The following is a 24420-nucleotide window of genomic DNA, read 5'->3' on the forward strand; positions in this document are numbered from 1 at the left end:
GCTGTATAATATTTTATAAGCAAAAGGTAACGAGTTTTTTGATGAGTATTTTCTTGATGGTGATAACATTTGCGTAAATTAATAAGGATATTGTTCACGAATAATCATTATGGCCAAAAAAATAGTGTTAGATGATAAGTCTTGGTTTTATAACCTGCACATAAAAGGGATGCGTAATTTTAATGTGCAGAGTGATGTAAGTTTATATGTCGCCAATTTATGGTACCCATTACCGTTAGGTGTTTCGCTATTATTGCTTATTTTTATGGTCGGTTTGGCTGTGTTACCTCTTAACTTCCCAAATACTGAGCTTGCTCGTACATTGGTGTTAATCAATGTGGGGTTATTACCTGTCTACTTAATAGGGCGGTATTGGCTGGTTAGGCGACGTTACGGTATTACCGGAACATTAGGTTGCTATGTTAGCCAGCAGCGTATTGCCATTCCTGCGAATGCAATAATTAATAAGCCTGTGGGGCAGTTGGAGTTACAACGCGCTGACATTGAGCGCATCACAGTAAAATATAAATCACAAATGCATCGTTTACATGTGCGCAATCATATTACCGCGTGTGATATTAAGCTAAAAAGCGGTGAAGTCATTACTCTTAATGCGATGTATTTCCCGCTTAAACACATTGTTTACATGCTGTGTTTTTTCGACTACCCATTAACAACGCTGCACGGCAATTGGTCATGGGCTTTTTTGCCTAATATTATAGCCGTAATATTCCCTGTTTTAGTCAATGTCGTTGTTACAGGCATGCTAGTGAAACACTATTTTTTGTAGTGTATATTCAATTGATTATATACATGATTGATTGTGGGTTTTTAAGCGTTAGTAAAGCAAAAATGTAAATTAAAAGGATGTTTCATGTACAAATTAATCGCGATTATTTTATTACTATTTATATCGACGCCTTCAATGGGTTCTCCAGATGATGAAGATTTAGCTCAGTGGTTGGCAGCGGCTAAAAAAATTGATCGAACAGTGCCGAATGCACTATGTAAAGCGTCAGTCGATGTTGTTAGACATCAAGATGTAAACTTATTCAGAAAGGTGTTTGCTGCAATACCAGCAACGGATGAGCAAGTAAAAGTATATTTATCTGAGCTACATGATAAATATTTTAAAACATCATATTTAGGTATCGATAATTATCAAATAGATGAAAATGAGGCGTTAGCGTTCGAAGATGCTAAAAATTCTAGCAGCAGTTTAGTTAGTGACAACGCTAAGCAGCGTGGGCATGACTTAGAGTTGTGGGTTCCATACCGTTTTGACACGATATCACCAAAGACTAACGAAGCGATTCAAGGCTATGGGACTTGCAAGCTGGCCTATTTAGAAAACCAGTGGAAGGTTGTTACGTTATTGTAGGTAATCGTATGGTATCAGCTTATCCTTTTTGTTCATTATCGGCATGTTAATGTCGAAATAGAATGATGATATGGCTAAAAAGCCGTTAACGAGGCTCTTGATGCATTTGGTAGGCACTGACAATAATCTTAAAAAGTGTAAGTCGATTAAGGAATAGGATGTTTAACAAGTTAACAGGGACGTTATTGATTACCACGTCATCATTTTCAATCGTGTCAGCCGTTGAAAAAATAAAGTGGATTTTTATATGTTTTAATCTGATTTATGTGGTGTTGGCGGTAAGTGTGTTTTCTTTTTTGGCTGAATCTTTCGGGCGTTTAATGCTCAGTATATTGTTGATCTTGCTAGCGTTTAGTTATCAATGTCGATGGTGTTTTGATGCCTCGCGCAAGGTGTTAATACAGTTCCATGGTTTCAAGTTAGGGGGGAAATCCATTTATTCCCTTCAACAACAAAATGTAGATTACTCAGTAATAAAAAATATTGAGTTAAAAGAAGTGCATAATACTTATAAAGTGATTTTGCATGTTAAAGAGAGTCAACAAACTCAATTTCCTGAACCGATATCGATATCGTTAAAAGTGAAGCAACATAAGTTGCCTGCATTAGTGCAACAATGTCGAAAAGTGTTAATGTCGCAGGGGATTAATGTTGTCGGTCAATTTGATAGCGTTAGCCGTAAAGATTGGCCAACCTTTAGTTCAGTTCAGCTCGACCAAGATACCGTAAAAGCCTTTATCGGGATTAAGTTATTTAACGACCCGATAAAACTACAATATCCCGTCACACTGTTTATGCTGCCTTTACCTCGGCAATACTTTCATCAAGTCTGGGCTTCAAGTTATATTAGTTTTATGGCTGCCCTGTTTATCCTTTATTCCAGCCATAATATCGTAGCGGCCATAGTGGTTGCCTTATTTGGGGTAGCTGTGTCTGCTGTAAGGCGAAAGCTCATTTGCGATAAGCATTATACACAGGGTATATCGACTCCTAATGAGATTGTTATCAGCGAAAATTCACTTGTTATTCCAAGAGTGTATTTTGAGGACAAGCAAGTTAGACAGATAGAAAAGTCAGCAATTAAATCAATCAATATTGAGTGGAATTGGTATAAAGCTGGCGATGGTGACAGTGCCCTGAGGCAATACTGGCGGCCTTTTGTCTTTAGAGTAAACATTGATGTGAGTCACGGTGAAAGCATTACGTTAGCCGGGCAAACATGTGATAGTAATAAATTTGTTATTGCACTGTCTCAACTCGGCTACAGTGCAACGTTGACGCAAGTCCCAAAAATAGCAGCGGTATGGCGATATTACATACCCATACCGATGGCTATAGCGCTACTAGGTATGACAGGCTTTGGCTTGTACTCGCTGTATATTCGTTATTTGGTTTAACAGCAAAAGCATTTACGTTGTCATAGCACGACAGAGTTAGAGTTAGTGTTAAATACATGACTTAAGGATGAGCTAAAAATGAAAAAGATAAGATTAATGGCATTATGCGGCTTAAGCACTGCCAATGTATATGCAAGTTGTAATATTGATTTTGAAGTACAAGGTGAATTGGACCCCACACTGCAGTACAAATTGACTTACTATAATACTCTGCATTCACGTAAGACGAAGGACTTAAACAATCTTACCGCGTTTACAAAAAACAATATTGAATTGCCTGGCTGTCCTCAAAAGCATAAAGCCGATATGACTTTGACTTATACCAAAGAGGGCACCAGTTATATTGTGTTTGAAAGTCATTTGTTTCCTAATCAATCCAGTATTTATTTTAGTCACAGCAATACATTAGCGTTTAGAAGTTGTGCTGGTTGCGACTTGCAACAATACACCTATGTCGCGAAAGAGATCCAAAAGCAAGGGATGGATAAAGAGTTGAACGCTTTGGTTGTGCAGCAGGCTGACTATCTTGACTATCTTCGCTATGCCGATGTTAGAGCTGTTTTTGGTGAAAGGTCAAAGGCGATTGTTAATGCTGCTATTGAGGCAGGATATATCACTCCACCCAATATTGGTGCTATTAATGAAAAGCCACCTCATACCCGCGATGTGATTAAACAATGGCTGGCAATATTGGCACCACAAAAAAGTTTTAAAAATATTTTAGGGGCGAAAACCCATCAGCAGGACGCTTTTGCTGACTATGAGGCAATGACAGATAAAATTTCACTGACTAACCCAACATTTTTCGATCAACTGACAAATCTCACCAAAGGGTTCAAGGATAAAACGATATTTACAGGGGAAGTACAGTCACTAATCGCCCCGTTTTTGTCAACCACCGATGCGGATATAAAAAAACTTGTTAGCATGATTAATGAGTCATTAAGCCAAGCATTATCGTTACCTGATCAGGTAAACAACGTATTGATATCAAAAGGCGATATTAACAACCCTAAGCCCGACGATTCCGCTAGGTTGATGGCAAATTGGTTTAGATTGTTGCACACCATTGAGTCTGGCACGCCTGAGCAATTAGCCATGTTTTCAGCTCAGTTTAGAGCAGGTGTGATGACAGATATTTTGAATCGTGATGACTCAAAGCAAAAAATACTTGTCGCAGCGATAAAAAAGTACAGTAAAGCAATACGTTATTCACCGTCAAAAAGTAGCGACAAAGATGTAGCCGCTTACAATATGCTATTAGATGAATTTAAAGGGAAAGTTGAAGGTAACGGAAAGCGCTTAATGTTAAAAGACGTAGACAGTGGTCAACAACTAGAGTGGGTTTACGAAAATAACAGCTGGAAATTGGATACCGTTTTAATTAAGTAATTCAGACTGATGAAAAGTTCAACTATTCAATCAATTAGGGATAAATAATGAAGTTAAATAAATGGATAAAAAGTCGCTGTTATCAATTTTCAGCAATTGCATGTAGCTCAATGTTGGTATTTTCTGTATCAGCCAGTGAGGCCAGTGAAGCCAGTTTGCCTAAAGAGGTCAGTGAGTTAAAGCCGCGTTGTGATCAAGTAATGCGCGATATTCGTGATGAAAAAATAGATAAAATTATTAAAGGGTATCACCCTATGATGCAACAATGGCAGGATGGGAAAAGAGCTCGGAAATTGATTAATCTTAGTTTAGGGGGTTATAAAAGAACAGCGGATGGAGTGGAGCTTTTAGATTTTTTGGTGTTCACACCTGAAAAGTCAGGCTTTATTGAGCCGAGCACAAATTTAAAAGGAAACTACCCTAATACCACACGTGTAGTAGATATTAACTATAGTTATGAGTTTAAAATGCGGAATGGTCAGAATAGTATCGGTGGTGTAAGGTGCGTGCTATTTGAAGATGATGGCCAATGGTATTTTTATGATGATTTACCCTTTTAGTATTGCTTTATAAATTAATAACTTGCAGATGAAAATCAGCAGTCAGTTGACTGTTGGTTTTATTTTAACAATGTCAGTTGCTTATTCGTTTTCTGATGTTAATGATTGTTGTAAAGTAGAGCCCTTATTAATGCCGTGGATTAAACAGAGTTTTAGTATTTTTAAAAGTAATACGACACTCGAAATGAAATTAGATGAACGTCATAAAGTTACATTTGTCTCTCGGATCCTCATTTCGCCTTTTTCAATGTTAACTTGGCTATTATTGTTAACCAGTTTAATTGGTGTACCTTTGCTATTGATGTTTGTGTTACAGGCATCCCCAGATGCTATTTTGCCAGTAACATTAATCAGCATAGCCGTTATCTTGATATTCCATTGTTGGGTTAACTTTAAATCAGGGTTAGTGACCAGTTTAACCAAAGAGGCTTTGGAGCTTCCAGAGGTGTTTTGCGGATCGAAAACACAAAGTTATATTCGTTTGAGCCGTATAAGCGCTATTCATATTCAGCGCTACCGATTTAGTTATAAACGGGAAACCCCTGGGAAATGGTATAGACAAATATCGAAAGCTGATATCTATACTCATGCACGATTCACGCTTAATACAGGTGAAAAGATAAATATATCAAGAGCAAATCTATTTGCATTGCCAGAAATAATTGAATACATCAATGACAAACACTCACCCGAGATTACTTTTGCTTATCCAACGCCATTAAAGGTGCTATTGGGGCTATTTTTATTATATTTAGTAGGTTTGTATTTATCGAAATAACAAGGTGTTAACCGTAACCGGAAAAGAAAAATACATGGACTTATAAGGTAATCGATTCAATGAAGAATAGTGCAATTGGGTGTTCTGGTCTAATTCCATCGGACACTTAATTTTGAGACAGTATGTTAATAAATTAAGAGGTCTATATGAGTTTAAAGCAATCACACAAGAGTTATCCGCAGGCATTTAAAGATGAAGCAGTATTGATGGTGCTGGACCAAAGCCAAGCACCTTGCATTATTTAACAGAGCTGCACTGAGTACATTAAAACAACACACGGGTAAAAAAGACAGCCTTGCGGGTAAGCGCCGCCGCGCAGCTTGGAGTCCTACATTTCGCTCAGAATTGCTGTTTGGTTAAGTTATGAGCAAAGTGGAATCCCGCCCTGCCTATTCAATATGCTTTATCAGCGTTACTGATTGGCTTTTTTTCTTGGGTATTTCTTTACCGCGCAGCAGGGACAAAACTCAGAATTTATAATGATACTTTGATTATTAAACATGGTGCATTTAACGAAAAAACCTATAAACGTTCAGATATTATTGGCGTAGTAAACATTACTAGAAATACGTATTTAGTGACTCGGCTAGGTGCAGAATGGTTAGCTTTTAGATTACCCACAGAATACAGCTATGCGATTCACAGTTGGTTAATGCCATATCTGAAACACTAAACGCTGGATTTATTATAAGCACTTATTTAAAACTCAACTAACAGGATGTTATCGATGAATATGATGAAAAAAGCCAGCTTGCTGGTGGCCATGACTACAGCCATTACCACAATGAGCTTTATAGCATTGGCGAGTAATCAGGGGGCTATTGATGCATTTGAGGCTAAAACTAAACCGATTGCCCAAGATGCAAAAGTCATATCAGAAAAACAATTAGTATTGATGGATGAGTTTAACCAGCTCGTGGCGTCGGGTAATGCTGCCCCAGTATTTCAAAGCGGTAAGGTGACAGAGTTACAAGCTCTAGGCGAGCAGACGTTGGTACAAGCTAAGCTGTTTGTTAAAGAGTATGAGCAGTTTTTAGCGCAATTACCTGAAACCTCTACCTGTTATACACCTGAAAATGTCACTGAATATAATCAGCTTATTAATGAGGTCGCAACTAAGAATCAATCTTTATCTGAGTTAGCTAACACGGTCGCGCCGGGTGATGAAATGGCAGCTACCATGGCAGTATTAAACTTACAAATGCATGCCGGGCAGGTGGGTAGTTTGGTGCAAATGTTCCAACTGGTGAAGATGTGCTATGTCACCGAAGCGATGGGATACACCAAGCAAGATGTTGAGCGTATGCAAGCGGAAGAACAGTAAAGTCTATGTGAGCGATTTTTATTAACGCGAAATTGTAATGCAGCATCAAAAATAAACCCCATTCGCTTTTGCTTATGGGGTTTATTGTTATCGGTGAAAACGCCTTAAATTAAGTGACACAATAGGGTTAAAATACCAGTGGATTAACCTGATCATATAAGTGTTGGTATAACGTTTGAGTAAACCCTGTGTTGTTATCAAAGGTGACTGACACATTGTTAGAAGCAGACGTTTGCATTTTTTCATTGAGTTCGACTTTCATAAGCTGTTGGTCAACAAATAAGAAGTAGTCTGGATAGACATATTCCTGTGCGGTGCCTTCAACGATTTCAGCGACTTTAATCAATAACTGATCACTTGGACTGGTGCTTTTTGTCATTTGATAACGTTGTTCAATGTTGCCATCGCTATCAAGCAAAGCAATGGTTTGCGCTTCTTCATCGATAATGATGTCGAGCGGGAAGTAAAAACCAAATAAAGCTTCGGCTACCATTGTTGTCGAAAGCGTTTCTTCAGTGACAAAGCTTGATAGCGCGTATGTTTCATAATCTTCAACTACTCGGCACATTACATCTTCGGCTTGAGTTACCGTTAAACTGTATAGCGTATCTGGCCAGATTAATGTGTCTAATTTTAGCATTTCTGGAGATGTATTTAACACTGACTGCCAAAAGTCGCTGGTGTTGGCGTGAGTGATTTTATTGATGTCGATAGTAATAGGGACATTCGTGCCGGCATAAACCGTGTTGTAGGTATTACCTGTAATGCTTGGCTCCGTTACTGGGCCATTGTCTTCTGTATACCAGCGCTTGTCTGTTGTGTGCCAACATTCGGTAAGCTCGTCATTGTCTTCATCTAATGGGGCTTCAAATGCTAGGGCTTGACCGGCCAGAGCGGAGATCCAGGTTAATACTTTTGTGTTGTCGGCATTTTGCATAGAAAATGCACTTAGATCAGAAGATAAAGTCAGTGATAAGGTGTTAGCAAAGCCGCTTTCATGAATGATATTACCTAGCACAAGGTCCCAATCATCTTGTGACAAAATACGCGAATCGATAGGTAATTCTGTAAACCCTAATGCGATGGCTGAGTCACTAAAGAGTATATTAGCCGCTAAAGTGAATGCGTCATCTGAAAAGAACGCTTCGATAGACAGACCGCTATCACTTAATATTTGCCAAAGCTCAGCATAAGTCGCGGCAAGGATTTTTTCTGCTGCAATGATGTTTGGAATTTGAGTCGCGATGACTTGTTGTAAATAAGCAATGGCATAGTCTATGCGCATAAAATTAGCGGTGGCTGACGTTTCAGCGGAAACTGAGTATAAAGTGTCGGCATCTAATTGATACAAAATAGCTAATAGTGCGTCTAACTCGGTTGATAGTTGACTAATGTCACTGTCAGACAGATTTTGATTCATCATTTCTATAATGCGAGACTGCTTGATATGAGTCAGGTTGTTAATCGCGCCGTTATATTGTGGGTTTGCGATTAATGTCCCTTGCCCTGCATCATCAACAATTGCTTTTGGTGCTGCTCGGTTAGCCGGGTTTTTAACCTTAAGAGCTAAAGAGCGGGCCTGGATGGCTTGCGTTGCTGTCGCTGCTTGCCAGTTAGCCACTAAATAATAGTCTGGGGTTTCAACTTCGCTCGTCCACTCTAATTGATAGTTACCGTCAGCGTCAGTCGTTGCGAATGGTTCATCGCTATCACAAATTACGTTTTTATTTAAATCGGCACACACAGTGGCGCCAGATAATGCCCCTTGATATACCGCTAACCCAGCAATTTGATGGTTATATTCAGATACCGGTGGCGTAGTGGGGGTAGTTGGCGTACCTGAATCTGGTTGGGTTATGTCTGTAGTTGAGTCATCATCTGATGAACCGCAACCCACTAAAAGGGCGCTAGAGATTAAGATGGCTAATAAACTTTTATGGTGCATTAATGTGTCCTTACATTAGATTGTTACTGCGTTTTTACAAATAGTTGTGCAGTGTGAAAATGCATAGAAATGCAGCAGCTAACCCACTGTTAAAGGTGAGCTAATGTATGCCGCTGATGCATGAGGGCTTGGTATTATTAAAAGAGATGGTTAACCCGCCGCGTAGGCAAATAGCTGACCACGATTTTTAATCTTGGTTTTTTTATAAATGTTTTGCACGTGCATTTTGACCGTATTAACGGAAATATTGAGCTCTTTGGCCATTTCTTCGTTAGTGAGTCCATGCAGTATAAGAGATAAAATTTGTTGTTCTTTTTTAGTTGTGACAGCAAGAATTTTTGCGCGGTTGCCAGATGATGGCACTCGCTTTTTTTGCAAAATGTATTTAGACAGGGCTTTATCGCTAAAGCTAATGTCGCCATCGAGTACTTTATTGAGGCTCTGTATTTGATCAACTAGGTTTGTGTCGATGCACATGGCTGAATGAAACCCAGATGAGATCAAAATTACTTCGAGCTCAACGTTTAGCGCTGGACAATAGGCGATATGTAAATGGCTTTTAAACAAGTCTGCAGGTAAATAGCTTATTTCTTGTAGCGGGTGCTCAAGGTAATGAATCAAAACTGCGGTACTATTCTCAATGTTTGCAATGGTCGACAATATGGCAGGCGCATCGCTAGAGTTACATGCAATAAGATTGCATTCAATCAGGTTTGCAAGGTGATGAAATGGCGCTTGCAGATGCAAAGGGAAGTCGAGAATAAGCAGATGTTTAGTGAGCATGTTACTTTCCTTGTGTCAAAGAACCGCATCCCTTTGCGGTTATTTTTTCAACGTCGCGCTGCCTGTTGTGCAAAACTTGGCATCGCTTGATTGTCCTAATTGTGTGCATTTTTATTATTGTGCTACCCGCAACGTTACGTATGTTGGGCGCATTATCAGCACATAAACTTTTGCTGTTTAATATGACTAATTACCTAAACTCAGCTAAGTAGGGCTGGGTATTGTGCTCATACTAAACGTGATTGAAACATGGTACATACTACGTAAGTACATGTTTACAAGTTATATTTAAGATTGTTTTTGCTGTTTAAATGAGCAGGTCAACATACTACAACATTATAATCCTGTTGCATACGGTAAAATGGGTGTTTTTTTATTCAACCTCCATTGTTTACATTTTGCGCAGTAATGATTTAGGGACTGTTGCAATTTCAACATTGTTTTTGCCGCAAATTGTGGGTCATTACTCACATATACAACGACAAGGCAGCGATGTTGAGGCGTCGTAATTCTATATAAAAAGTCGAGAGCGCCGTAAAAATGGCCAACAAACGCTGCCAGGCAGGCCCTACTAGCGTTTGGGTTTACGAGAATGGTTTGGCTTGCCCTTATTGGTTGTTGGTTTTTTAGGTTTGCTGCCTCTGCCTTGCATAAAGTGTTCAGGGCCTTCAATTTTGTCGCGCAAACTTTTTAAGGGTTTTTTCTTGGCTTTTTGAGGGGCTTTTTTCACTTCAGAAGATGAATGCTCAATTAATTTCATTAAAGTGCTGAGCTCTTGCTCGTCTAAATCGCGCCATTCGCCAATGGGCAATCCTTTAAGTGACACATTCATAATCGATTGGCGTTCAAGCTTAGTGACTTCAAAGTTGAAATATTCACACATGCGACGAATTTGACGGTTAAGCCCCTGAACTAACACAATTTTAAATGCATAAGGCGATACTTGTTCTACTCGGCATTTTTTAGTGACAACGCCCAGTATAGGCACGCCTGCAGCCATGCCCTTAATAAAATCATCGGTAATGGGTTTATTGACCGTGACCACGTATTCTTTGTCGTGGTTATTGCCAGCGCGCAAAATTTTATTCACTAAATCGCCATTATTGGTTAAGAATATCAACCCTTGCGAGTCTTTATCTAGGCGACCAATCGGGAAGATGCGCTCGCTGTGGTTAACAAAGTCGACAATGTTGTCGCGCTCGGTACTTTCTGTTGTACTGACAATGCCGACAGGCTTGTTTAAAGCAATAAACACTAAATCTGCTTCGTCACGCGGCTCAATGTCCTGACCATTCACTTTGACTTTGTCACCAAAACTAACCGTGTCGCCAATTTTGGCTCGCTTACCGTTTATGAATACATTGCCCTGTTCAATAAAGCGATCGGCTTCTCTGCGCGAGCAGATGCCACTCTCGCTGATGTACTTATTTAAACGGGTTGCAGATTCACTCATAGCGGTTCCTTTATCAACATAAACGCACTGCAATGGCAGGCTTAATCGGCGCAAATAATATCACAAACTTTTTGATTATTCTGTAAGGCACAGACGCTTAACCTTGGTGAATCAATCATCGAGGTCACATTACAAATCAAACCCCATTTGCGCTGTAGCATCTGAATGTTGTGCGAGTAGGTTGATGTCGTTAAGAGGCGTGGGAGTGTCCTTGAGCTGCTGCTGTAATAATCGATATAAATCGACGGCTAATTGAGGGGCTTCTTGATTGTCTGGAGTATGAATAAACAGGTAGGGTTGTTTGCCCTGAGCTATCCATAATGGCAGTTGTTTAAGCCAGTTTTGAAAAAAATGCACATTTGCTTCAGCCTGTGGATGACCAATAAAGCGTACTACCGGATGTTGAGCGGTGGCGATGGCATGCACAGGCACTTTGGGCTTTTTTTGGTGAGCGTCAATCACGGCTTCGCTGGTGGGCGGCGCTGCAAATACTGGCCGAGTGTCCATAATAATGCGGTTGCACTGATGACTAATCAGCAAGCGGTTAAGGTCGCGCTCGGCATCTCCTTTGGCAAAAAAGGCTGGATGACGAACCTCGACACCATAGGTTAACCCTTGAGGCACTTGGGTTAAAAACTGGGCTAACACGGGCAAATGCTGTGGGCCAAAACTGGCGGGTAATTGTATTTTCCACATACCTGTTACGTCGAGTAATGGCGCCATTACCGAGAAAAACTGTTGCACTGCGGGGCCGGCATTGTGCAGTTTTAACTCGTGAGTAATGTGTTTAGGCAGTTTAAAGGTAAAGCGAAAGGTGTCATTAACGGCATTACGCCAAATTTGAGCTTGCTGTAACGATGGCGTGGCATAAAAGGTGGTGTTGCCTTCGACGGTATTAAATACGTCTGCATAACGGGCTAAACGTTGGCTCGGGTCATTATTGCCATATACAGTATGTTGCCAGTGGGTTTGTGACCACATAGCCAATCCCAATCGAATGATTGGTACGTTAGGGAATGGGTGTGTGGGTGTCTGTAACGTCAAAATGTCTCTCAAGGTAAGAAGGGTTTTTGCTTTGTTTAGTATAAAAATGGCTTTAACAGCCTAAAAAGCAATATTTAGTTATTTTGTCTATATCTAATCAGTTTATCCATCTGATAAAATTAATCTTGTTTGTTATGCTATTTGGTTATCATATCAGCCAATAAATAAAATATGTATTATCTTGGTGTTATCCGTTAGTTGGAGTGTTTGTGTCGAGTCAGCATACTGAAAGTCAGTTTGATAATTACCGTCCTAAAACGTCAACGGTAAAACCGGTTAAAGTCCGTAAAAGCAAAGCTGGCTGGTTACTGGTTATTCTTGTTTTGGCCACAGCCTATTTGCTTGAGTTTGAAGTAAGAACATCTTATTACCAATCGTACTTTTTGCACAAATACGCAACCAAGTTAACCTATCAATTACGTGACTACCCTAGTGATGCTGTTATTTATCCTAAGTATGGCCCATTTGATGACCGCCATGGTTATAGCAAACTGCCGGAAAAAATTGCCCGATTAGTAGAACGTAATTATCAAATTACTCAGCAAGTGGCTTTTTCGCCAATGTTGATGGACTACACGGAAAAAGGCTTCTTTCCTCCATATCACGAAAAAGCCCAATCAGGTTTGCTGATTAAAGACTGTCGTAATATGACGGTATTTGATTTCTCTTACCCTAAACGTGTTTATCAAGATCAAGATACTATTCCGCAGCAGGTGATTAGTACCTTATTGTTTATTGAAAACCGCGAAATGCTCAGCCCTGAAGAAAATTATAATCCCGTGGTCGATTGGCCGCGTTTTGTGTTGGCCGCGGCCAGCCAAGTGGCAGAAATTGCTGGCGTTGATATGTCAAAGGCCGGCGGCAGTACATTGGCCACTCAAATTGAAAAATTTAGGCATTCAAATCATGGCTTAACCTTAAGTATTAAAGACAAGTTACTGCAAATCGGTTCGGCAATTATTAGGGTGTATCAACAAGGCGAAAGTACCGTTAAGGCACGCCAACGTATTGTACAAGATTATCTTAATACTGTGCCGCTCTCGTCTGCCCCAGGCTTTGGCGAAGTGCATGGCATTGGTGATGGTTTATGGGCGTGGTTTAAAACCGACTTTAGCCAAGCAAACCAGCTATTGCTTAGCCGTCATACTCAACAAAATGCAGCCCAGCGCGGCAAGGTATTTAGGGAAATCGTCGCGCTCATGATTGCTCAGCGCCGCCCGTCTTATTACTTACTACAGGGCCATGATGATCTTGAGTCTTTGGTCGATAGCTATTTGCGTTTATTGGGCCGCGATGGCCTTATTGAGACCCAGTTGATGGTGTCAGCATTAGAGCAAACACTGACCTTTAACACCACTAAGTCAGCAATCACTAACCCAGCAAATAATAAAGGGGTTAATGCGGTGCGTATTCGCACAGCAGGTATGCTAGACGTCAATCTATTTGACTTAGATCGTTATGATCTGGCTATTAACAGTACATATCATGGTGATTTACAGCAAAAAGTAAGTGATTACTTACGCAGTTTGGCCCAGGTGAATGCCGCTGAACGTGTGGGCTTGTTGGGTGAACGTTTATTGTCGGCGCAGCAGTTAGATAAAGTGCTTTATAGCTTTACTTTGTATGAGAGCACCGACAGCGCTAACCGTGTGCGCATTCAAACCGACAGTATTGACCAACCTTTTGACATTAACGAAGGCAGTAAACTGGAGTTAGGCTCTACTGCAAAACTGCGGGTGCTGGCAACTTATCTCGACATTATTGCTGAGTTACAGCAACGTTTTTCGACAATGACAGTGGCAGATTTACGTCAGGTTGATGTTGAGCGCAAAGACCATATTACTCGCTGGGTGGTCGATTATTTGATTACTACCCGAGATCGTAATTTAACCCGTATGCTTGATGCCGCTTTGCAACGTGAATACTCAGCCTCACCTGAAGAGCGCTTTTTTACCGGTGGTGGTTTGCATGTATTTAATAACTTTAACAAGAAAGAAAACAGCCGCGTGCCAACCTTGTACCAAGCGCTGCAAGAGTCAATAAACTTACCGTTTGTACGCTTAATGCGCGACATTGTTAGTTACAGCAGTAGCTATAACAGCGAAGGCAGTGTGTCGCAATTATTGCGTAATGACAAAGACCCGCGCCGTGAAGAATACTTAAAGGCGTTTGCTAAGCGTGAAGGGAGCTCGTTTGTAAAACGTTTTTATCGCAAGTATCGTCAATTGGCGCCAGAGCAGCGGTTAGAGGTGTTATTTGATGGCATCGCACAGCAAGAGCACAAGTTGACAGCGGCTTACCGTTATTTAAAACCTTACGATGGTGCCCGCGAGCTTAAAGCTTTTTTAGCCACGCGTTTGCCTACTAAAAGCTATACCGATAACCAAATTAACATACTGTACAACAAGTATGGCGAAGACAAGTTTACCTTAGCCGACCAGGGCTATATTGCCCGAGTACATCCGTTAGAGTTGTGGGTATTACGTTATTTAAATGACTACCCTGAAACCGGTTTAACTCAGGTACTAGAAGATGCCCAACCACAACTACAAGCCGTGTATCGTTGGTTGTTTAAAACTCGTCATCAAAATGCTCGTGATGTACGGATTCAGGTAATGCTTGAGGTTGAAGCGTTTTTGAGTATCCATCAACGGTGGGTGAGGATGGGGTATCCCTTTGAATACATGGTGCCGTCGTTAGGCTCTGCATTAGGCAGTTCGGGCGACAGACCCGCGGCATTGGCTGAACTAATAGGCATTATTCAAAATGACGGTTATCGTTTTCCGACGGTACGCATTGATGAGCTGCAATTTGCTAAAGACACGCCCTATGAGGTGACGCTTGCCAACAATAAGCAAATGGTGACTCGAGTAATGCACCAAGAAGTGGCCAGAGCCCTTAAACGTGCGCTAGCCAATGTTGTGCAAAATGGTACAGCAAGACGCCTCAATGGTAGCTTGTTAGACCAAAACGGACAGGCCATTGTTATGGGCGGCAAAACTGGCACAGGTGATAACCGCATAGCAACTGAAATCCGTAATGGACGTAAGGTGTCCTCAACGGCGATAAACCGCACCGCAACGTTTGTGTTTTACCTAGGCGACCGTCACTTTGGTACGCTAACAGCATTTGTGCCGGGTGAAAAAGCCGATGATTTTAGTTTTACCTCAGCACTGCCATTGCAAGTGTTAAAAGGCATGATGCCAATTTTGTCGCCAATGATTAATCAAACTGAGCAGTGCCAAGCCGGGTTGTGATTGACCTAAAATGCTTGAATCACCAGCCCATCAATTATTGGGCTGGTGACAGTGCTAAATACTATTGATACAAGCTTAGCATCACGACAACATGGCATATTGCCACAACGCTAGTCAGTACAGTACGAAGCGTCATATAACGTGCGGTTGTTGCTATTTGTGTTGACCTAAACTCAACGTAGAGCAAGTATACATAACCGCTGAGCAGTAAAATTAATGCTGACAATTCAAACGGTGTTAACAGTGCAACCCAACAACCTATGGCAATCACGTTACTAATAATCAGTAATTTAGCGATATTGTCATCGAGAACTGTAACAACTGCTTTCCCCCATAATGCCCCTGCCATAAAGCTTAAAATTATCGCGCTATAACTAATAAATCCAAGTAAGACATGTTCAGCAGATAACAGGCTATGGTTAAATGCCAATAGGCTGAGTACAACAAACGGAATGAGGCCTGCAAAACCAAGCCATTGCCAAGTATTGATGTGTTTCATGGTGTCTCCTTTAAGGATAGATAAACCCTTTTATCAGGATAATGGTATTGCTAATGACAAACAGGTTAAAGAGTATTATGTCTAGATATCAGGTTTATGTGTAAGTAACCAATATAATTGATTTTAGTGACACAACCTATAGGTGAGTAAAGTGAAATGGATATTTATCTCAAAGACATAAGCGAACAAGATTTAAGCCTGTTATTTGATTTTCAAAACGATCCTATCGCCAACAAGATGGCCGATGTTCCGGCACGAACACGTGAGGCATTTTATCAACATTGGCAACAAAATATTTTTGCTAATCAACACAGTATGGCAATAGGGATTTGGTACAACAAGATGTTGGTTGGCCACTTGGTGTCGTGGGTGAACCTTGAGTTTGCTACCGTCGATGAGCCTGAAGTGCGACTCATTGGTTACTGGATAGGCCGTGAATATTGGGGGCAGGGGATTGCCACCCATGCCTTGAGAATGTTTTTACAACATTATATTAAAAGCCCGGTTTACGCCTATATTGATGCGCAAAACCAGGGCTCGTTAAAGGTCGTTCAGGCTAATGGCTTTGTGGAGGTGACTTCGCAATACCCATCGCTGTTGATTCAAGATAATCTATTAATATTTAAACGAGAGCGCTAACCGTTAATGGCCGGCACCACCGCATCCGCCGCAACAACTGCCGCCATTGCCCTCTTTTTTGGGTGATGTGTCTGTTTTAGGTGCCGGGGTGGCTTGCTCGGCTTTGGGCGCAACATGGCTTACAGGTTCAGTGTGTTTGGTAGGTTTAAAAATACCGCTTATTGAAAAACTCATGGTGATGCCTCGTCTTGTGAGATCGTGATTTAATTAAACATGTATTATTTTTACGTGTTTAAATTGTATAAGTCCCTAAGTTTTAGTCAAGTGCTATTAGTGGCATTAACATCGAGATGTGTTACATGTCACAAGCACAATGTCATAAAACAAAGTGACGAGTCTTTGTTTTGCCGCGAATGAGCATGATAAACTGCACATCTACTTGTTTGGAGTTGTTATGTCTTTTGCTCAATTATCGCTACACCCTTCGTTAATGACACGTTTGGCTGAACTTAATTATCAGCAAGCTACCCCAATCCAATTGCAGGCAATTCCAGCAATATTAAGTGGTCAAGATGTCATGGCTGGCGCGCAAACTGGCACGGGTAAAACCGCCGCTTTTGCGCTGCCCATATTGCAGTCAATTTTGAGTCTGCAGTTATCAGCTCAAACACCGTCAACAGCAAACCAAGCAACACCACCGCAACTTAACAAGGTTATTCGCGCGCTGGTATTGGTGCCTACACGCGAGCTTGCACAACAAGTTCACCACAGTATTGAGCAATATGCTCAGGGCAGCAGCATTACCAGTGTGATGGTGTATGGTGGCGTGAGTATTGGCGCGCAAATCCGTCAGCTTGGGGCTGGCGTAGATATTTTAGTGGCAACGCCAGGGCGATTATTGGATTTACTGCGTAAGCGGGCGTTGTCTTTGTCGCAGTTAACACATCTCGTGTTTGATGAAGCCGATCGCATGCTTGATATGGGCTTTAAAGATGAAATTATCGATGTACTAAAGCAAGTGCCTAAAACCCGGCAAACCCTGTTGTTTTCAGCCACTTTAGATGACCGTATTTTTAGCTTTAGCAAACGGTTATTGCGCTCACCTAAAGTGATTGAGGTTGCCAAACGTAATACTACTGCCGCGAGTATTGTTGAACGGGTTTATCATCTTGACAGTAATCGAAAATGTGCCGCATTGTGTCATTTAATTAAGGTTGAAAAATGGCAGCAAACCTTGATTTTTAGCCGCACTAAACAAGGCGCTGATGCCTTAGTGAAACAAATGAAGCATGCCGGTGTTAGTGCCGAGGCATTTCATGCTGATTTATCGCAAGCGGTGCGTGAACAAGTGTTAAGTCAATTTAAATGTGGTGAGCTTACCGCGCTAGTTGCCACCGATGTCGCCGCCAGAGGGCTAGACATTAGCGAGCTGAATTATGTCGTTAATATGGAGCTTCCGTTTCAAGTTGAAGACTATGTTCACCGAATTGGCCGCACAGGACGTGCGGGTAACCAAGGCCAAGCCATCACGCTTTTCAGCGTTGATGACGAGCCGTTGCTGATAAAATTAGAAACCTTTTTAGACCGCCGCTTACCGCAACAATGGTTAACCGGTTTTGAGCCCGACTTAACTCAAATGGCGGTGACTACACGTAAAACCACCAAGAGCGCCCTAAAGCAACAGGCCCGAAAAAAAGCCTTAGGCCAACGTCCTTCTCGCAATAAAAAGTAACGCATTTAGCGCCACAGCCTTAAGGGAGTGGCGTATTACCAATACCGTGCAAACCGTCTTTAAACTGCCACATTTTTGTCATGCTTTTTGAACCTTGTTGTCACATTAGATGCTTATCTTAGCTGTCGAATAATCATACCTACAGCTAATGTTGAGCATACACAAGGAATACATATGAGCAAGGCGACGTTTAACCCAACTCGTTTTAATAAAAGCAAAAACACTCCATTTAACGAAGTGATGGACGCTCACTTATCACGTCGTAACTTTGTTAAGCGTGGATTGGGTCTCAGTGCTATCACAGCTTTTGGTGGTTTTGGATTAAGTGCCTGTGGTTCTGATAATAAAGACAGCAATACACCGAGTACACCAACCACGCCAACGACCCCAACAGCGCCAACTAAAAGTTCTGCGGTATTAGGGTTTGAGTCAATCCCGGGTTCATTAACCGATGCGGTGGCAATTCCTGCAGGCTACTCGGCTTATGTATTGGCTCCCTGGGGCACACCACTTAATTCAAAAGCCGCAGCATGGAAAGATGACGGTAGCAACACCGCAGACGATCAAGCTAACTCAGTGGGTATGCATCATGATGGCATGCATTTTTTCCCGCTAAATGATGCCGGTGATGACGGCTTATTGTGTATTAACCACGAATATATTGACCAAGATGCATTGCATCCAAATGGCCCAACCTATGACACCGACGGCAAGCGCACAGTCGTTGATGAAGTACGCAAAGAAATCAACGCCCATGGTGTGTCAGTTGTGCGGATTAAGTTAGTGTCAGGCATGTGGCAAGTGGTTGAAAACGACAGCTACAATCGCCGTTTTACCGGTGCTAGCGTGATGGATATTGCCGGCCCACTTGCCTACAGCTCCTACCTAGAAACACGTTACTCGCCAGACGGCAGCCAGGCACGCGGAACCCTAAACAACTGCGGTAATGGTTACACGCCGTGGGGCACCTATTTAACCTGTGAAGAAAACTGGCCAGAATATTTTGTAAACAAAGGCGAGCGGACTCAAGAGCAATCACGTACTGGTATTCCAAGTACTGACACCCGTTACGGCTGGAACCACTTAGCGGGTAATGACGATGAGCGTTTAGACGAATTTGCTCGTTTTGACATGACACCAACCGGCACAAGTGCGGCAAACGATTACCGTAATGAAGCCAATGGTCATGGTTATATTGTTGAGATAGACCCATACAACCCTAATTCGCGCGCGGTTAAACGTACTGCGTTAGGCCGTTTCCGTCACGAAGGCTGTGTGTTTGGTAAGCTTGAAGAAGGCAAGCCACTGACATTTTATTCTGGCCACGACTCTCGCTTTGAGTACCTCTACAAGTTTGTGTCAGATGCCGTTTGGGACGCCGCAGATGCCAACAGCAGCAATCGTTTAAGCATGGGCGACAAATACATGAATGCTGGCACATTATATGTGGCTAAGTTCAGCGAAGATGGCGTAGGCGAATGGTTACCGCTAACCCTTGACGGCATGACCACTGACGGCGGAACGCTCGCGAACAGCTTTAGCTCTTTAGAAGAGATCATCTTAAACACAGCTGGCGCAGCCGATTTAGTTGGCGCAACCCCAATGGATCGCCCTGAATGGGCAGCAGTTGACCCGTTTACTGGCAGTGTTTACCTTACACTCACCAATAACAGCCGACGTACCGACAGCACTAACCCTGCTAACCCACGTTTAAACAACAACTTTGGTCATATTATCCGTTGGGACGAAGGCGATACCGCCACTGAGTTTAGCTGGGATATCTTTGTTTTTGGTTCGCCTGATGATGGCGATGCCGAGACCAACCTATCTGGCTTAACCGATCTTAACCAGTTTGCCAGCCCAGATGGATTAGCGTTCGATCCTCGCGGTATTTTGTGGGTGCAAACCGACAATGGCGCCTCTGAAGTCGGTGAAGAAACTAACGATCAAATGTTAGCCATTGTGCCATCAACCATGCTTGATGCCGACGGTAACCAGCAGGTGGTGAATGCCGACAATCAAACGCAACTTAAACGTTTCTTTGTTGGGCCAAACGGTTGTGAAGTGACCGGGTTTGCCATTACGCCAGACTACACCACGATATTTGCTAACATTCAACATCCAGACAATTGGCCATATTCAGATAAAGCAGATGAAGCTACGCCAGCAGGTATTACTGTGCGCCCACGCGCTGCGACAGTGATGATCCGTAAAAATGATGGTGGTGCCGTTGGTGTTTAAGCGGTAATCACTTTTCATGCCGATTAAAACCCTGATAGACTCGTGCTATCAGGGTTTTATTAGGAACGTTATGCTAAAAGGCATTCATCATGTGGCCATTATTTGTGGCGATTATTCTCGCTCAAAAGCGTTTTATACCCAGGTTTTAGGACTTAAGGTTATTGCTGAAAATTATCGTCAAGCGCGCGATTCTTACAAGTTAGATCTTGCCTTGCCAGACGGCAGCCAAGTTGAATTATTTTCATTTAATGGTGCCCCAACACGGCCGAGTTTTCCTGAAGCACAAGGCTTACGCCATTTAGCATTTAAGGTCGACGATATCAATCAAGTGGTGCAACATTTACAACAACATGGAGTAGAGGTTGAACCTATAAGAGTAGATGAGTACACCAACAGGCAATACACCTTTTTTAGTGATCCCGACGGCTTACCACTCGAACTATACCAAACCACTTAACCGTATTTTTACTCACAGCTAACCTTATCCAAGTTTGTGCTGCCTATATGCAGATATTGGGCCGCACAATGTCGACGATTTAAGTGTCAACGCCCGCTTTAATTTGTTAGTGGCTGTCATCTAATACAGCGCAAATACACCTAACTGGTCATAATCTTTACATAAATGATAATGATTTGTATTTGCGATCTTTATTTTGTTTGTGTAGAGTGCGTCACATAAAAGCACTTTCATAAACACTAATTAATAATAGGATGATGTTAGACATGAAATCGAACCGTTACAGTAAGTTGTCGTTAGGCGCAAAAGCGGTTACCGCAGCCTTGGTATTTGGTAGCCAAGGGTTATATGCGGCCGATGTGCAAAATGAAACGTGTGATAAGGATATTTTAGCTAAATGTAAACCAGCCGAAACAGACGAGTCTATTGAACGTATTCGTGTACATGGTGTGCAAAACTCGGTTTATATGTTTAACAGTTCGGCCGACAAACGCCGTTTAGCTGAGTTAGTCGATACGCCACAGGTGATTACGGTATTAACCCAAGACCAAATCCAAGAGTCGGGTAACACTGATTTAAAAGACATTTTATCTGCTCAAGCGGGTGTGACCCTTGGCACAGGTGAAAACGGTAACGCATTTGGTGACCGTTACATTATTCGTGGTCACGAAGCACGTAGCGACGTGTTTGTTGATGGCTTGCGTGACCCTGGTATGACAACCCGTGAAAGTTTTGCCACTGAACGTGTTGAAATTACCAAAGGCCCAAGCTCAACGTTTGCTGGCCGTGGCTCTTCGGGCGGTGCAATTAACAGTGTCACTAAAAAAGCTTCTGTTGCGTATGACTTTGGTCGTGTCGATTTAGGTGTAGGTACTGACGACCACAGCCGTGTCACTATTGACTACAACTTACCTTTGTCTGAAAAAGTCGCAGTACGTTTAAATGGTTTAACCGCACAAGAAGATAAGCCAGGCCGTGAGGGCATTAGCCGCGACCGTAATGGTGTGCAGTTATCGGGTGTATATGAAACCACCGATGCACTGTCATTCATCGCAGACGTTTATCACATAAGCGCAGAAGACGTGCCCGATTTAGGCAGCTATTTTGATCAAACAACCCGTAAGCCTTTAGAAGATATTCCGGTATACGCACAAGAAGGCGACTTCTTAGACTCAGAAGTGACCACCTTTACGCTGCGTACAGAGTACGAACTTAATAGCGACATCACCCTATACAACGCCACACGTGTTGGCCATACCGAAAACGGCTACATTACGACAGGTATGAGTGGCTCAACGCGTGCCGATACCGATGCAACCGCGCCAGGCGCAAGCACATTAACATTAAGTACCCACCAGGGTAATCAAGATGTTGATTATGTTAGCACTCAGTTCAACTTATTCTGGAATACCAAAGTATTTGGTTTTAACAATAAGTTTGTTTTTGGTCTGGAATACACTGATGAAAACGTCGATAACGGTGTGTATAACATCACCAATAACAACCCAACCAATTGTTCTACCAATGGTCGTCGCGGTGTGTCAGAGTCGTACTGTATTTTAGACGGTGATGGTAATACCGTTGACAATATTAGTCAGCTTATTGGGCGCAGTTATGTGAAAGGCGAGTCAGATGCCATCTTCGACATCAAAACAGTCGCTGCATACATGATGGACAACGTGGAACTGACTGAACAACTGTCGATGTTTTATGGTTTAAGACTTGATAGCTTTGATTACAGCAACGATACCACAAGCGCGCTTTATGAATACTCAGACACCATGTACAACTACAACTTTGGTTTAGTTTACGACCTGTCTGAAGACGCCAATATTTACGCTAACTACAGTACCGCTACCAACATCAATGGTGGTGAGTCTGACCTAGGTGCAAACTGTGGTTATGGTGGTATTTGTGGTACTGAAGAGCAAGCAACAGAAGCCGATGCTGAAATCGTAGAAAACATCGAACTTGGCACCAAGTGGATGTTGTTTGATGACAAAATGATGTTCTCAGCGTCTATTTTCCAAATCACCAAAAGTGACGTAATGGAAAGCGTTGGCGACAGCTATACAACCCTCGGTACCTTAAACACAGGTGAAAACCGCGTGAAAGGGATTGAGTTTGGTATGGTAGGTAACATTACCGACAAGCTAAGCATACAATTCTCTGCTGCTAAAATGGATTCAGAAGTATTGGATTCTTATAACCCAGATAACATTGGCTTAGCGTTAAGTAACTTTGCCGACGAAAGTGCCTATTTACAGTTACGTTATCAGTTAACTGAATCATTTGTTATCGGTGGTAGCTATACTTACCAAAGCGAAATGTTCGGCGGACAACCTGATACAGCCGCAGGTTACGACGCCACCAATGAGCGTTACAGCATTGAAGTACCAAGCTATCAAGTGGTGGATTTATTTGCGAGCTTTAATGCGACTGAAGCCTTAACATTCCGCTTAAATGTGGGTAACGTAATGGACGAAGAGTACTGGACAGCAGCATACCGTTCGGGTGCATTTATGTACCTAGGTGATGCGCGTAATTCAAAACTGTCGATGACATACGAATTTTAATCGAGTGTCTTACCGTTAACACCAACGCTTAACGTCCAGTTAAGCGTTGGTTTTTTGATTTTAGGAAACAGGAAATAAGCATGGTTGTTATAGAGAAAGTGTTTAGCAAAGACCAAGTCAGCGCTTATCGTCAGCAGTTAGCAACATGTCCATGGGGCGATGGTCGTAAAACCGCAATGGGGATGGCTGCCTCGGTAAAAAATAACAATCAAGCAGATGCACAAGATCCTAAGGTTCGTCAATTGGCTAACCAGTTGTTGGCACGTATTGGCGACACACCTAAAATTGTTTCAGCGGCATTACCACACAAAATTTTTCCGCCATGTTTTAACCGTTATAGCGAAACAGAAGAATATGGCTATCACGTCGATGCCGCAATAATGCGAATACCGGGCACAAATGAAGTGCTACGCAGTGATGTGTCGATGACGGTATTTTTAAGCGAGCCAGAAGAATACGACGGCGGTGAATTGGTTATCTCCACAGAGTTTGGTCAACAACAAATTAAACTGCCAGCCGGATATGCAGTGGTATACCCATCGAGTAGTTTACATAAAGTGACTGCGGTTACTCGCGGCCAGCGTGTTGCAGCCATTACCTGGATGCAAAGCATGGTTGCTGACTCAAGCCTACGTCAAAATTTATATCAGCTCGATCAAAGCATTCAAAACTTGATAAACGCCAACAATACCGATCGCGCCGAACTCGACAATTTACACAATGTGTATCACAACTTAATTAGGCAATTTACCCAGTTGTAGCGTCTGCATTACTCACAATAAAATCCCCATTAGGTTAAGTAAAAACACCTTAACCTTTTTAAGTTATTCTGCCCCAGCGGTATTAACCGCCATATTAGCGCCCATTGTATTTGTGCCAGAGGGCGAGTTGTCTATTAGCCTTTACAACCCTTACTTAACCTGAGCTCGGGATAAGGGATGAACTTATACTATTTAAAATCAACATGTTACCCATTCTCACTTTCAAGCTTGTCATTTGTTCTGCTAACAAGGCGAATTGAC

The 24420-nt window shown here is 42.1% G+C and carries 21 protein-coding genes and 2 pseudogenes; 17 read left to right on the top strand and 6 right to left on the bottom strand.

Annotation, left to right across the window (positions count from 1 at the left end):
- Positions 1 to 109: 109 nt before the first annotated feature.
- From L2703_RS17175 to L2703_RS17215, 9 genes and pseudogenes are all read left to right on the top strand, one after another.
- Complete coding sequence (locus tag L2703_RS17175) at positions 110 to 790, top strand: hypothetical protein (RefSeq protein ID WP_248972287.1); 681 nt, start codon at positions 110 to 112, stop codon at positions 788 to 790.
- Positions 791 to 874: 84 nt separating this feature from the next.
- Positions 875 to 1381, top strand: a complete 507-nt coding sequence (locus tag L2703_RS17180) for a hypothetical protein (protein WP_238106236.1) — start codon at positions 875 to 877, stop codon at positions 1379 to 1381.
- A 158-nt stretch (positions 1382 to 1539) separates the two neighbouring features.
- The gene (locus L2703_RS17185) at positions 1540 to 2778 is read left to right on the top strand and encodes a hypothetical protein (RefSeq protein ID WP_248972288.1); all 1239 of its coding nucleotides are present in this window, start codon (positions 1540 to 1542) and stop codon (positions 2776 to 2778) included.
- Between the two features lie 78 nt (positions 2779 to 2856).
- Positions 2857 to 4170 carry a hypothetical protein gene (locus L2703_RS17190; RefSeq protein ID WP_248972289.1) on the top strand — a complete coding sequence of 438 codons (1314 nt, stop codon included), beginning with the start codon at positions 2857 to 2859 and terminating at the stop codon, positions 4168 to 4170.
- A gap of 47 nt (positions 4171 to 4217) precedes the next feature.
- Positions 4218 to 4730 carry a hypothetical protein gene (locus tag L2703_RS17195; protein WP_248972290.1) on the top strand — a complete coding sequence of 171 codons (513 nt, stop codon included), beginning with the start codon at positions 4218 to 4220 and terminating at the stop codon, positions 4728 to 4730.
- Between the two features lie 28 nt (positions 4731 to 4758).
- Positions 4759 to 5508 carry a hypothetical protein gene (locus L2703_RS17200; RefSeq protein WP_248972291.1) on the top strand — a complete coding sequence of 250 codons (750 nt, stop codon included), beginning with the start codon at positions 4759 to 4761 and terminating at the stop codon, positions 5506 to 5508.
- 222 nt (positions 5509 to 5730) lie between these two features.
- Positions 5731 to 5868, top strand: a pseudogene (locus L2703_RS17205) (ISAs1 family transposase); the annotation flags it as partial.
- Between the two features lie 127 nt (positions 5869 to 5995).
- Entirely contained in the window at positions 5996 to 6181 is a 186-nt protein-coding gene (locus tag L2703_RS17210; RefSeq protein ID WP_248972292.1) for a hypothetical protein, read from the top strand.
- Positions 6182 to 6235: 54 nt separating this feature from the next.
- Positions 6236 to 6832 (top strand): hypothetical protein, encoded by a 597-nt coding sequence (locus tag L2703_RS17215; RefSeq protein WP_248972293.1) that lies wholly within the window; start codon positions 6236 to 6238, stop codon positions 6830 to 6832.
- Between the two features lie 127 nt (positions 6833 to 6959).
- Here the strand turns inward: L2703_RS17215 and L2703_RS17220 are convergent, their stop codons facing one another.
- The 4 genes from L2703_RS17220 to L2703_RS17235 form a co-directional block, all read right to left on the bottom strand.
- Positions 6960 to 8777: a hypothetical protein gene (locus L2703_RS17220; protein ID WP_248972294.1), complete on the bottom strand. Its 1818-nt coding sequence runs from the start codon at positions 8775 to 8777 to the stop codon at positions 6960 to 6962.
- A gap of 150 nt (positions 8778 to 8927) precedes the next feature.
- Entirely contained in the window at positions 8928 to 9560 is a 633-nt protein-coding gene (locus tag L2703_RS17225; protein ID WP_248972295.1) for a helix-turn-helix domain-containing protein, read from the bottom strand.
- A 571-nt stretch (positions 9561 to 10131) separates the two neighbouring features.
- A complete protein-coding gene (rluF, locus tag L2703_RS17230) occupies positions 10132 to 11013 on the bottom strand; it encodes a 23S rRNA pseudouridine(2604) synthase RluF (RefSeq protein ID WP_248972296.1) in 882 nt (293 codons plus the stop codon).
- 129 nt (positions 11014 to 11142) lie between these two features.
- Positions 11143 to 12060 (bottom strand): DUF72 domain-containing protein, encoded by a 918-nt coding sequence (locus L2703_RS17235; RefSeq protein ID WP_487250752.1) that lies wholly within the window; start codon positions 12058 to 12060, stop codon positions 11143 to 11145.
- 206 nt (positions 12061 to 12266) lie between these two features.
- Between L2703_RS17235 and L2703_RS17240 the strand changes: the two genes are divergently transcribed.
- On the top strand, positions 12267 to 15314 hold the full coding sequence (locus L2703_RS17240) for a transglycosylase domain-containing protein (RefSeq protein ID WP_248972298.1): 3048 nt from the start codon (positions 12267 to 12269) through the stop codon (positions 15312 to 15314).
- A gap of 61 nt (positions 15315 to 15375) precedes the next feature.
- Here the strand turns inward: L2703_RS17240 and L2703_RS17245 are convergent, their stop codons facing one another.
- A complete protein-coding gene (locus tag L2703_RS17245; protein ID WP_248972299.1) occupies positions 15376 to 15813 on the bottom strand; it encodes a DUF3429 domain-containing protein in 438 nt (145 codons plus the stop codon).
- A 156-nt stretch (positions 15814 to 15969) separates the two neighbouring features.
- On the opposite strand from L2703_RS17245, the gene L2703_RS17250 reads away from it, so the two are divergent.
- Positions 15970 to 16452 carry a GNAT family N-acetyltransferase gene (locus tag L2703_RS17250; RefSeq protein ID WP_248972300.1) on the top strand — a complete coding sequence of 161 codons (483 nt, stop codon included), beginning with the start codon at positions 15970 to 15972 and terminating at the stop codon, positions 16450 to 16452.
- A gap of 3 nt (positions 16453 to 16455) precedes the next feature.
- Here the strand turns inward: L2703_RS17250 and L2703_RS17255 are convergent, their stop codons facing one another.
- The gene (locus tag L2703_RS17255; protein WP_248972301.1) at positions 16456 to 16626 is read right to left on the bottom strand and encodes a hypothetical protein; all 171 of its coding nucleotides are present in this window, start codon (positions 16624 to 16626) and stop codon (positions 16456 to 16458) included.
- 220 nt (positions 16627 to 16846) lie between these two features.
- On the opposite strand from L2703_RS17255, the gene L2703_RS17260 reads away from it, so the two are divergent.
- The 6 genes and pseudogenes from L2703_RS17260 to L2703_RS17285 all read left to right on the top strand — a co-directional run.
- A complete protein-coding gene (locus L2703_RS17260; protein WP_248972302.1) occupies positions 16847 to 18124 on the top strand; it encodes a DEAD/DEAH box helicase in 1278 nt (425 codons plus the stop codon).
- A gap of 174 nt (positions 18125 to 18298) precedes the next feature.
- On the top strand, positions 18299 to 20365 hold the full coding sequence (locus L2703_RS17265) for a PhoX family protein (protein WP_248972303.1): 2067 nt from the start codon (positions 18299 to 18301) through the stop codon (positions 20363 to 20365).
- Positions 20366 to 20435: 70 nt separating this feature from the next.
- Positions 20436 to 20822, top strand: coding sequence for an SMU1112c/YaeR family gloxylase I-like metalloprotein (gene gloA2 / locus L2703_RS17270; protein ID WP_248972304.1), 387 nt, complete (start codon positions 20436 to 20438; stop codon positions 20820 to 20822).
- A gap of 266 nt (positions 20823 to 21088) precedes the next feature.
- Positions 21089 to 23398 carry a TonB-dependent receptor gene (locus L2703_RS17275; RefSeq protein ID WP_248972305.1) on the top strand — a complete coding sequence of 770 codons (2310 nt, stop codon included), beginning with the start codon at positions 21089 to 21091 and terminating at the stop codon, positions 23396 to 23398.
- Between the two features lie 80 nt (positions 23399 to 23478).
- Positions 23479 to 24159, top strand: a complete 681-nt coding sequence (locus L2703_RS17280; RefSeq protein ID WP_248972306.1) for a Fe2+-dependent dioxygenase — start codon at positions 23479 to 23481, stop codon at positions 24157 to 24159.
- Between the two features lie 19 nt (positions 24160 to 24178).
- Positions 24179 to 24316: pseudogene (locus L2703_RS17285) on the top strand (AzlD domain-containing protein); the annotation flags it as partial.
- Between the last annotated feature and the right edge of the window lie 104 nt (positions 24317 to 24420).

The sequence above is a fragment of the Shewanella basaltis genome, assembly GCF_023283885.1.
GTDB lineage: Bacteria > Pseudomonadota > Gammaproteobacteria > Enterobacterales > Shewanellaceae > Shewanella > Shewanella basaltis.

Coding starts and splice junctions, on each gene's coding strand:
- L2703_RS17215 (WP_248972293.1), top strand. CDS start 6,236: ATGAATATGATGAAAAAAGCCAGCTTGCTGGTGGCCATGACTACAGCC.
- L2703_RS17180 (WP_238106236.1), top strand. CDS start 875: ATGTACAAATTAATCGCGATTATTTTATTACTATTTATATCGACGCCT.
- L2703_RS17220 (WP_248972294.1), bottom strand. CDS start 8,777: ATGCACCATAAAAGTTTATTAGCCATCTTAATCTCTAGCGCCCTTTTA.
- L2703_RS17175 (WP_248972287.1), top strand. CDS start 110: ATGGCCAAAAAAATAGTGTTAGATGATAAGTCTTGGTTTTATAACCTG.
- L2703_RS17260 (WP_248972302.1), top strand. CDS start 16,847: ATGTCTTTTGCTCAATTATCGCTACACCCTTCGTTAATGACACGTTTG.
- rluF (WP_248972296.1), bottom strand. CDS start 11,013: ATGAGTGAATCTGCAACCCGTTTAAATAAGTACATCAGCGAGAGTGGC.
- L2703_RS17195 (WP_248972290.1), top strand. CDS start 4,218: ATGAAGTTAAATAAATGGATAAAAAGTCGCTGTTATCAATTTTCAGCA.
- L2703_RS17280 (WP_248972306.1), top strand. CDS start 23,479: ATGGTTGTTATAGAGAAAGTGTTTAGCAAAGACCAAGTCAGCGCTTAT.
- L2703_RS17250 (WP_248972300.1), top strand. CDS start 15,970: ATGGATATTTATCTCAAAGACATAAGCGAACAAGATTTAAGCCTGTTA.
- L2703_RS17245 (WP_248972299.1), bottom strand. CDS start 15,813: ATGAAACACATCAATACTTGGCAATGGCTTGGTTTTGCAGGCCTCATT.
- L2703_RS17265 (WP_248972303.1), top strand. CDS start 18,299: ATGAGCAAGGCGACGTTTAACCCAACTCGTTTTAATAAAAGCAAAAAC.
- gloA2 (WP_248972304.1), top strand. CDS start 20,436: ATGCTAAAAGGCATTCATCATGTGGCCATTATTTGTGGCGATTATTCT.
- L2703_RS17275 (WP_248972305.1), top strand. CDS start 21,089: ATGAAATCGAACCGTTACAGTAAGTTGTCGTTAGGCGCAAAAGCGGTT.
- L2703_RS17185 (WP_248972288.1), top strand. CDS start 1,540: ATGTTTAACAAGTTAACAGGGACGTTATTGATTACCACGTCATCATTT.
- L2703_RS17190 (WP_248972289.1), top strand. CDS start 2,857: ATGAAAAAGATAAGATTAATGGCATTATGCGGCTTAAGCACTGCCAAT.
- L2703_RS17200 (WP_248972291.1), top strand. CDS start 4,759: ATGAAAATCAGCAGTCAGTTGACTGTTGGTTTTATTTTAACAATGTCA.
- L2703_RS17255 (WP_248972301.1), bottom strand. CDS start 16,626: ATGAGTTTTTCAATAAGCGGTATTTTTAAACCTACCAAACACACTGAA.
- L2703_RS17225 (WP_248972295.1), bottom strand. CDS start 9,560: ATGCTCACTAAACATCTGCTTATTCTCGACTTCCCTTTGCATCTGCAA.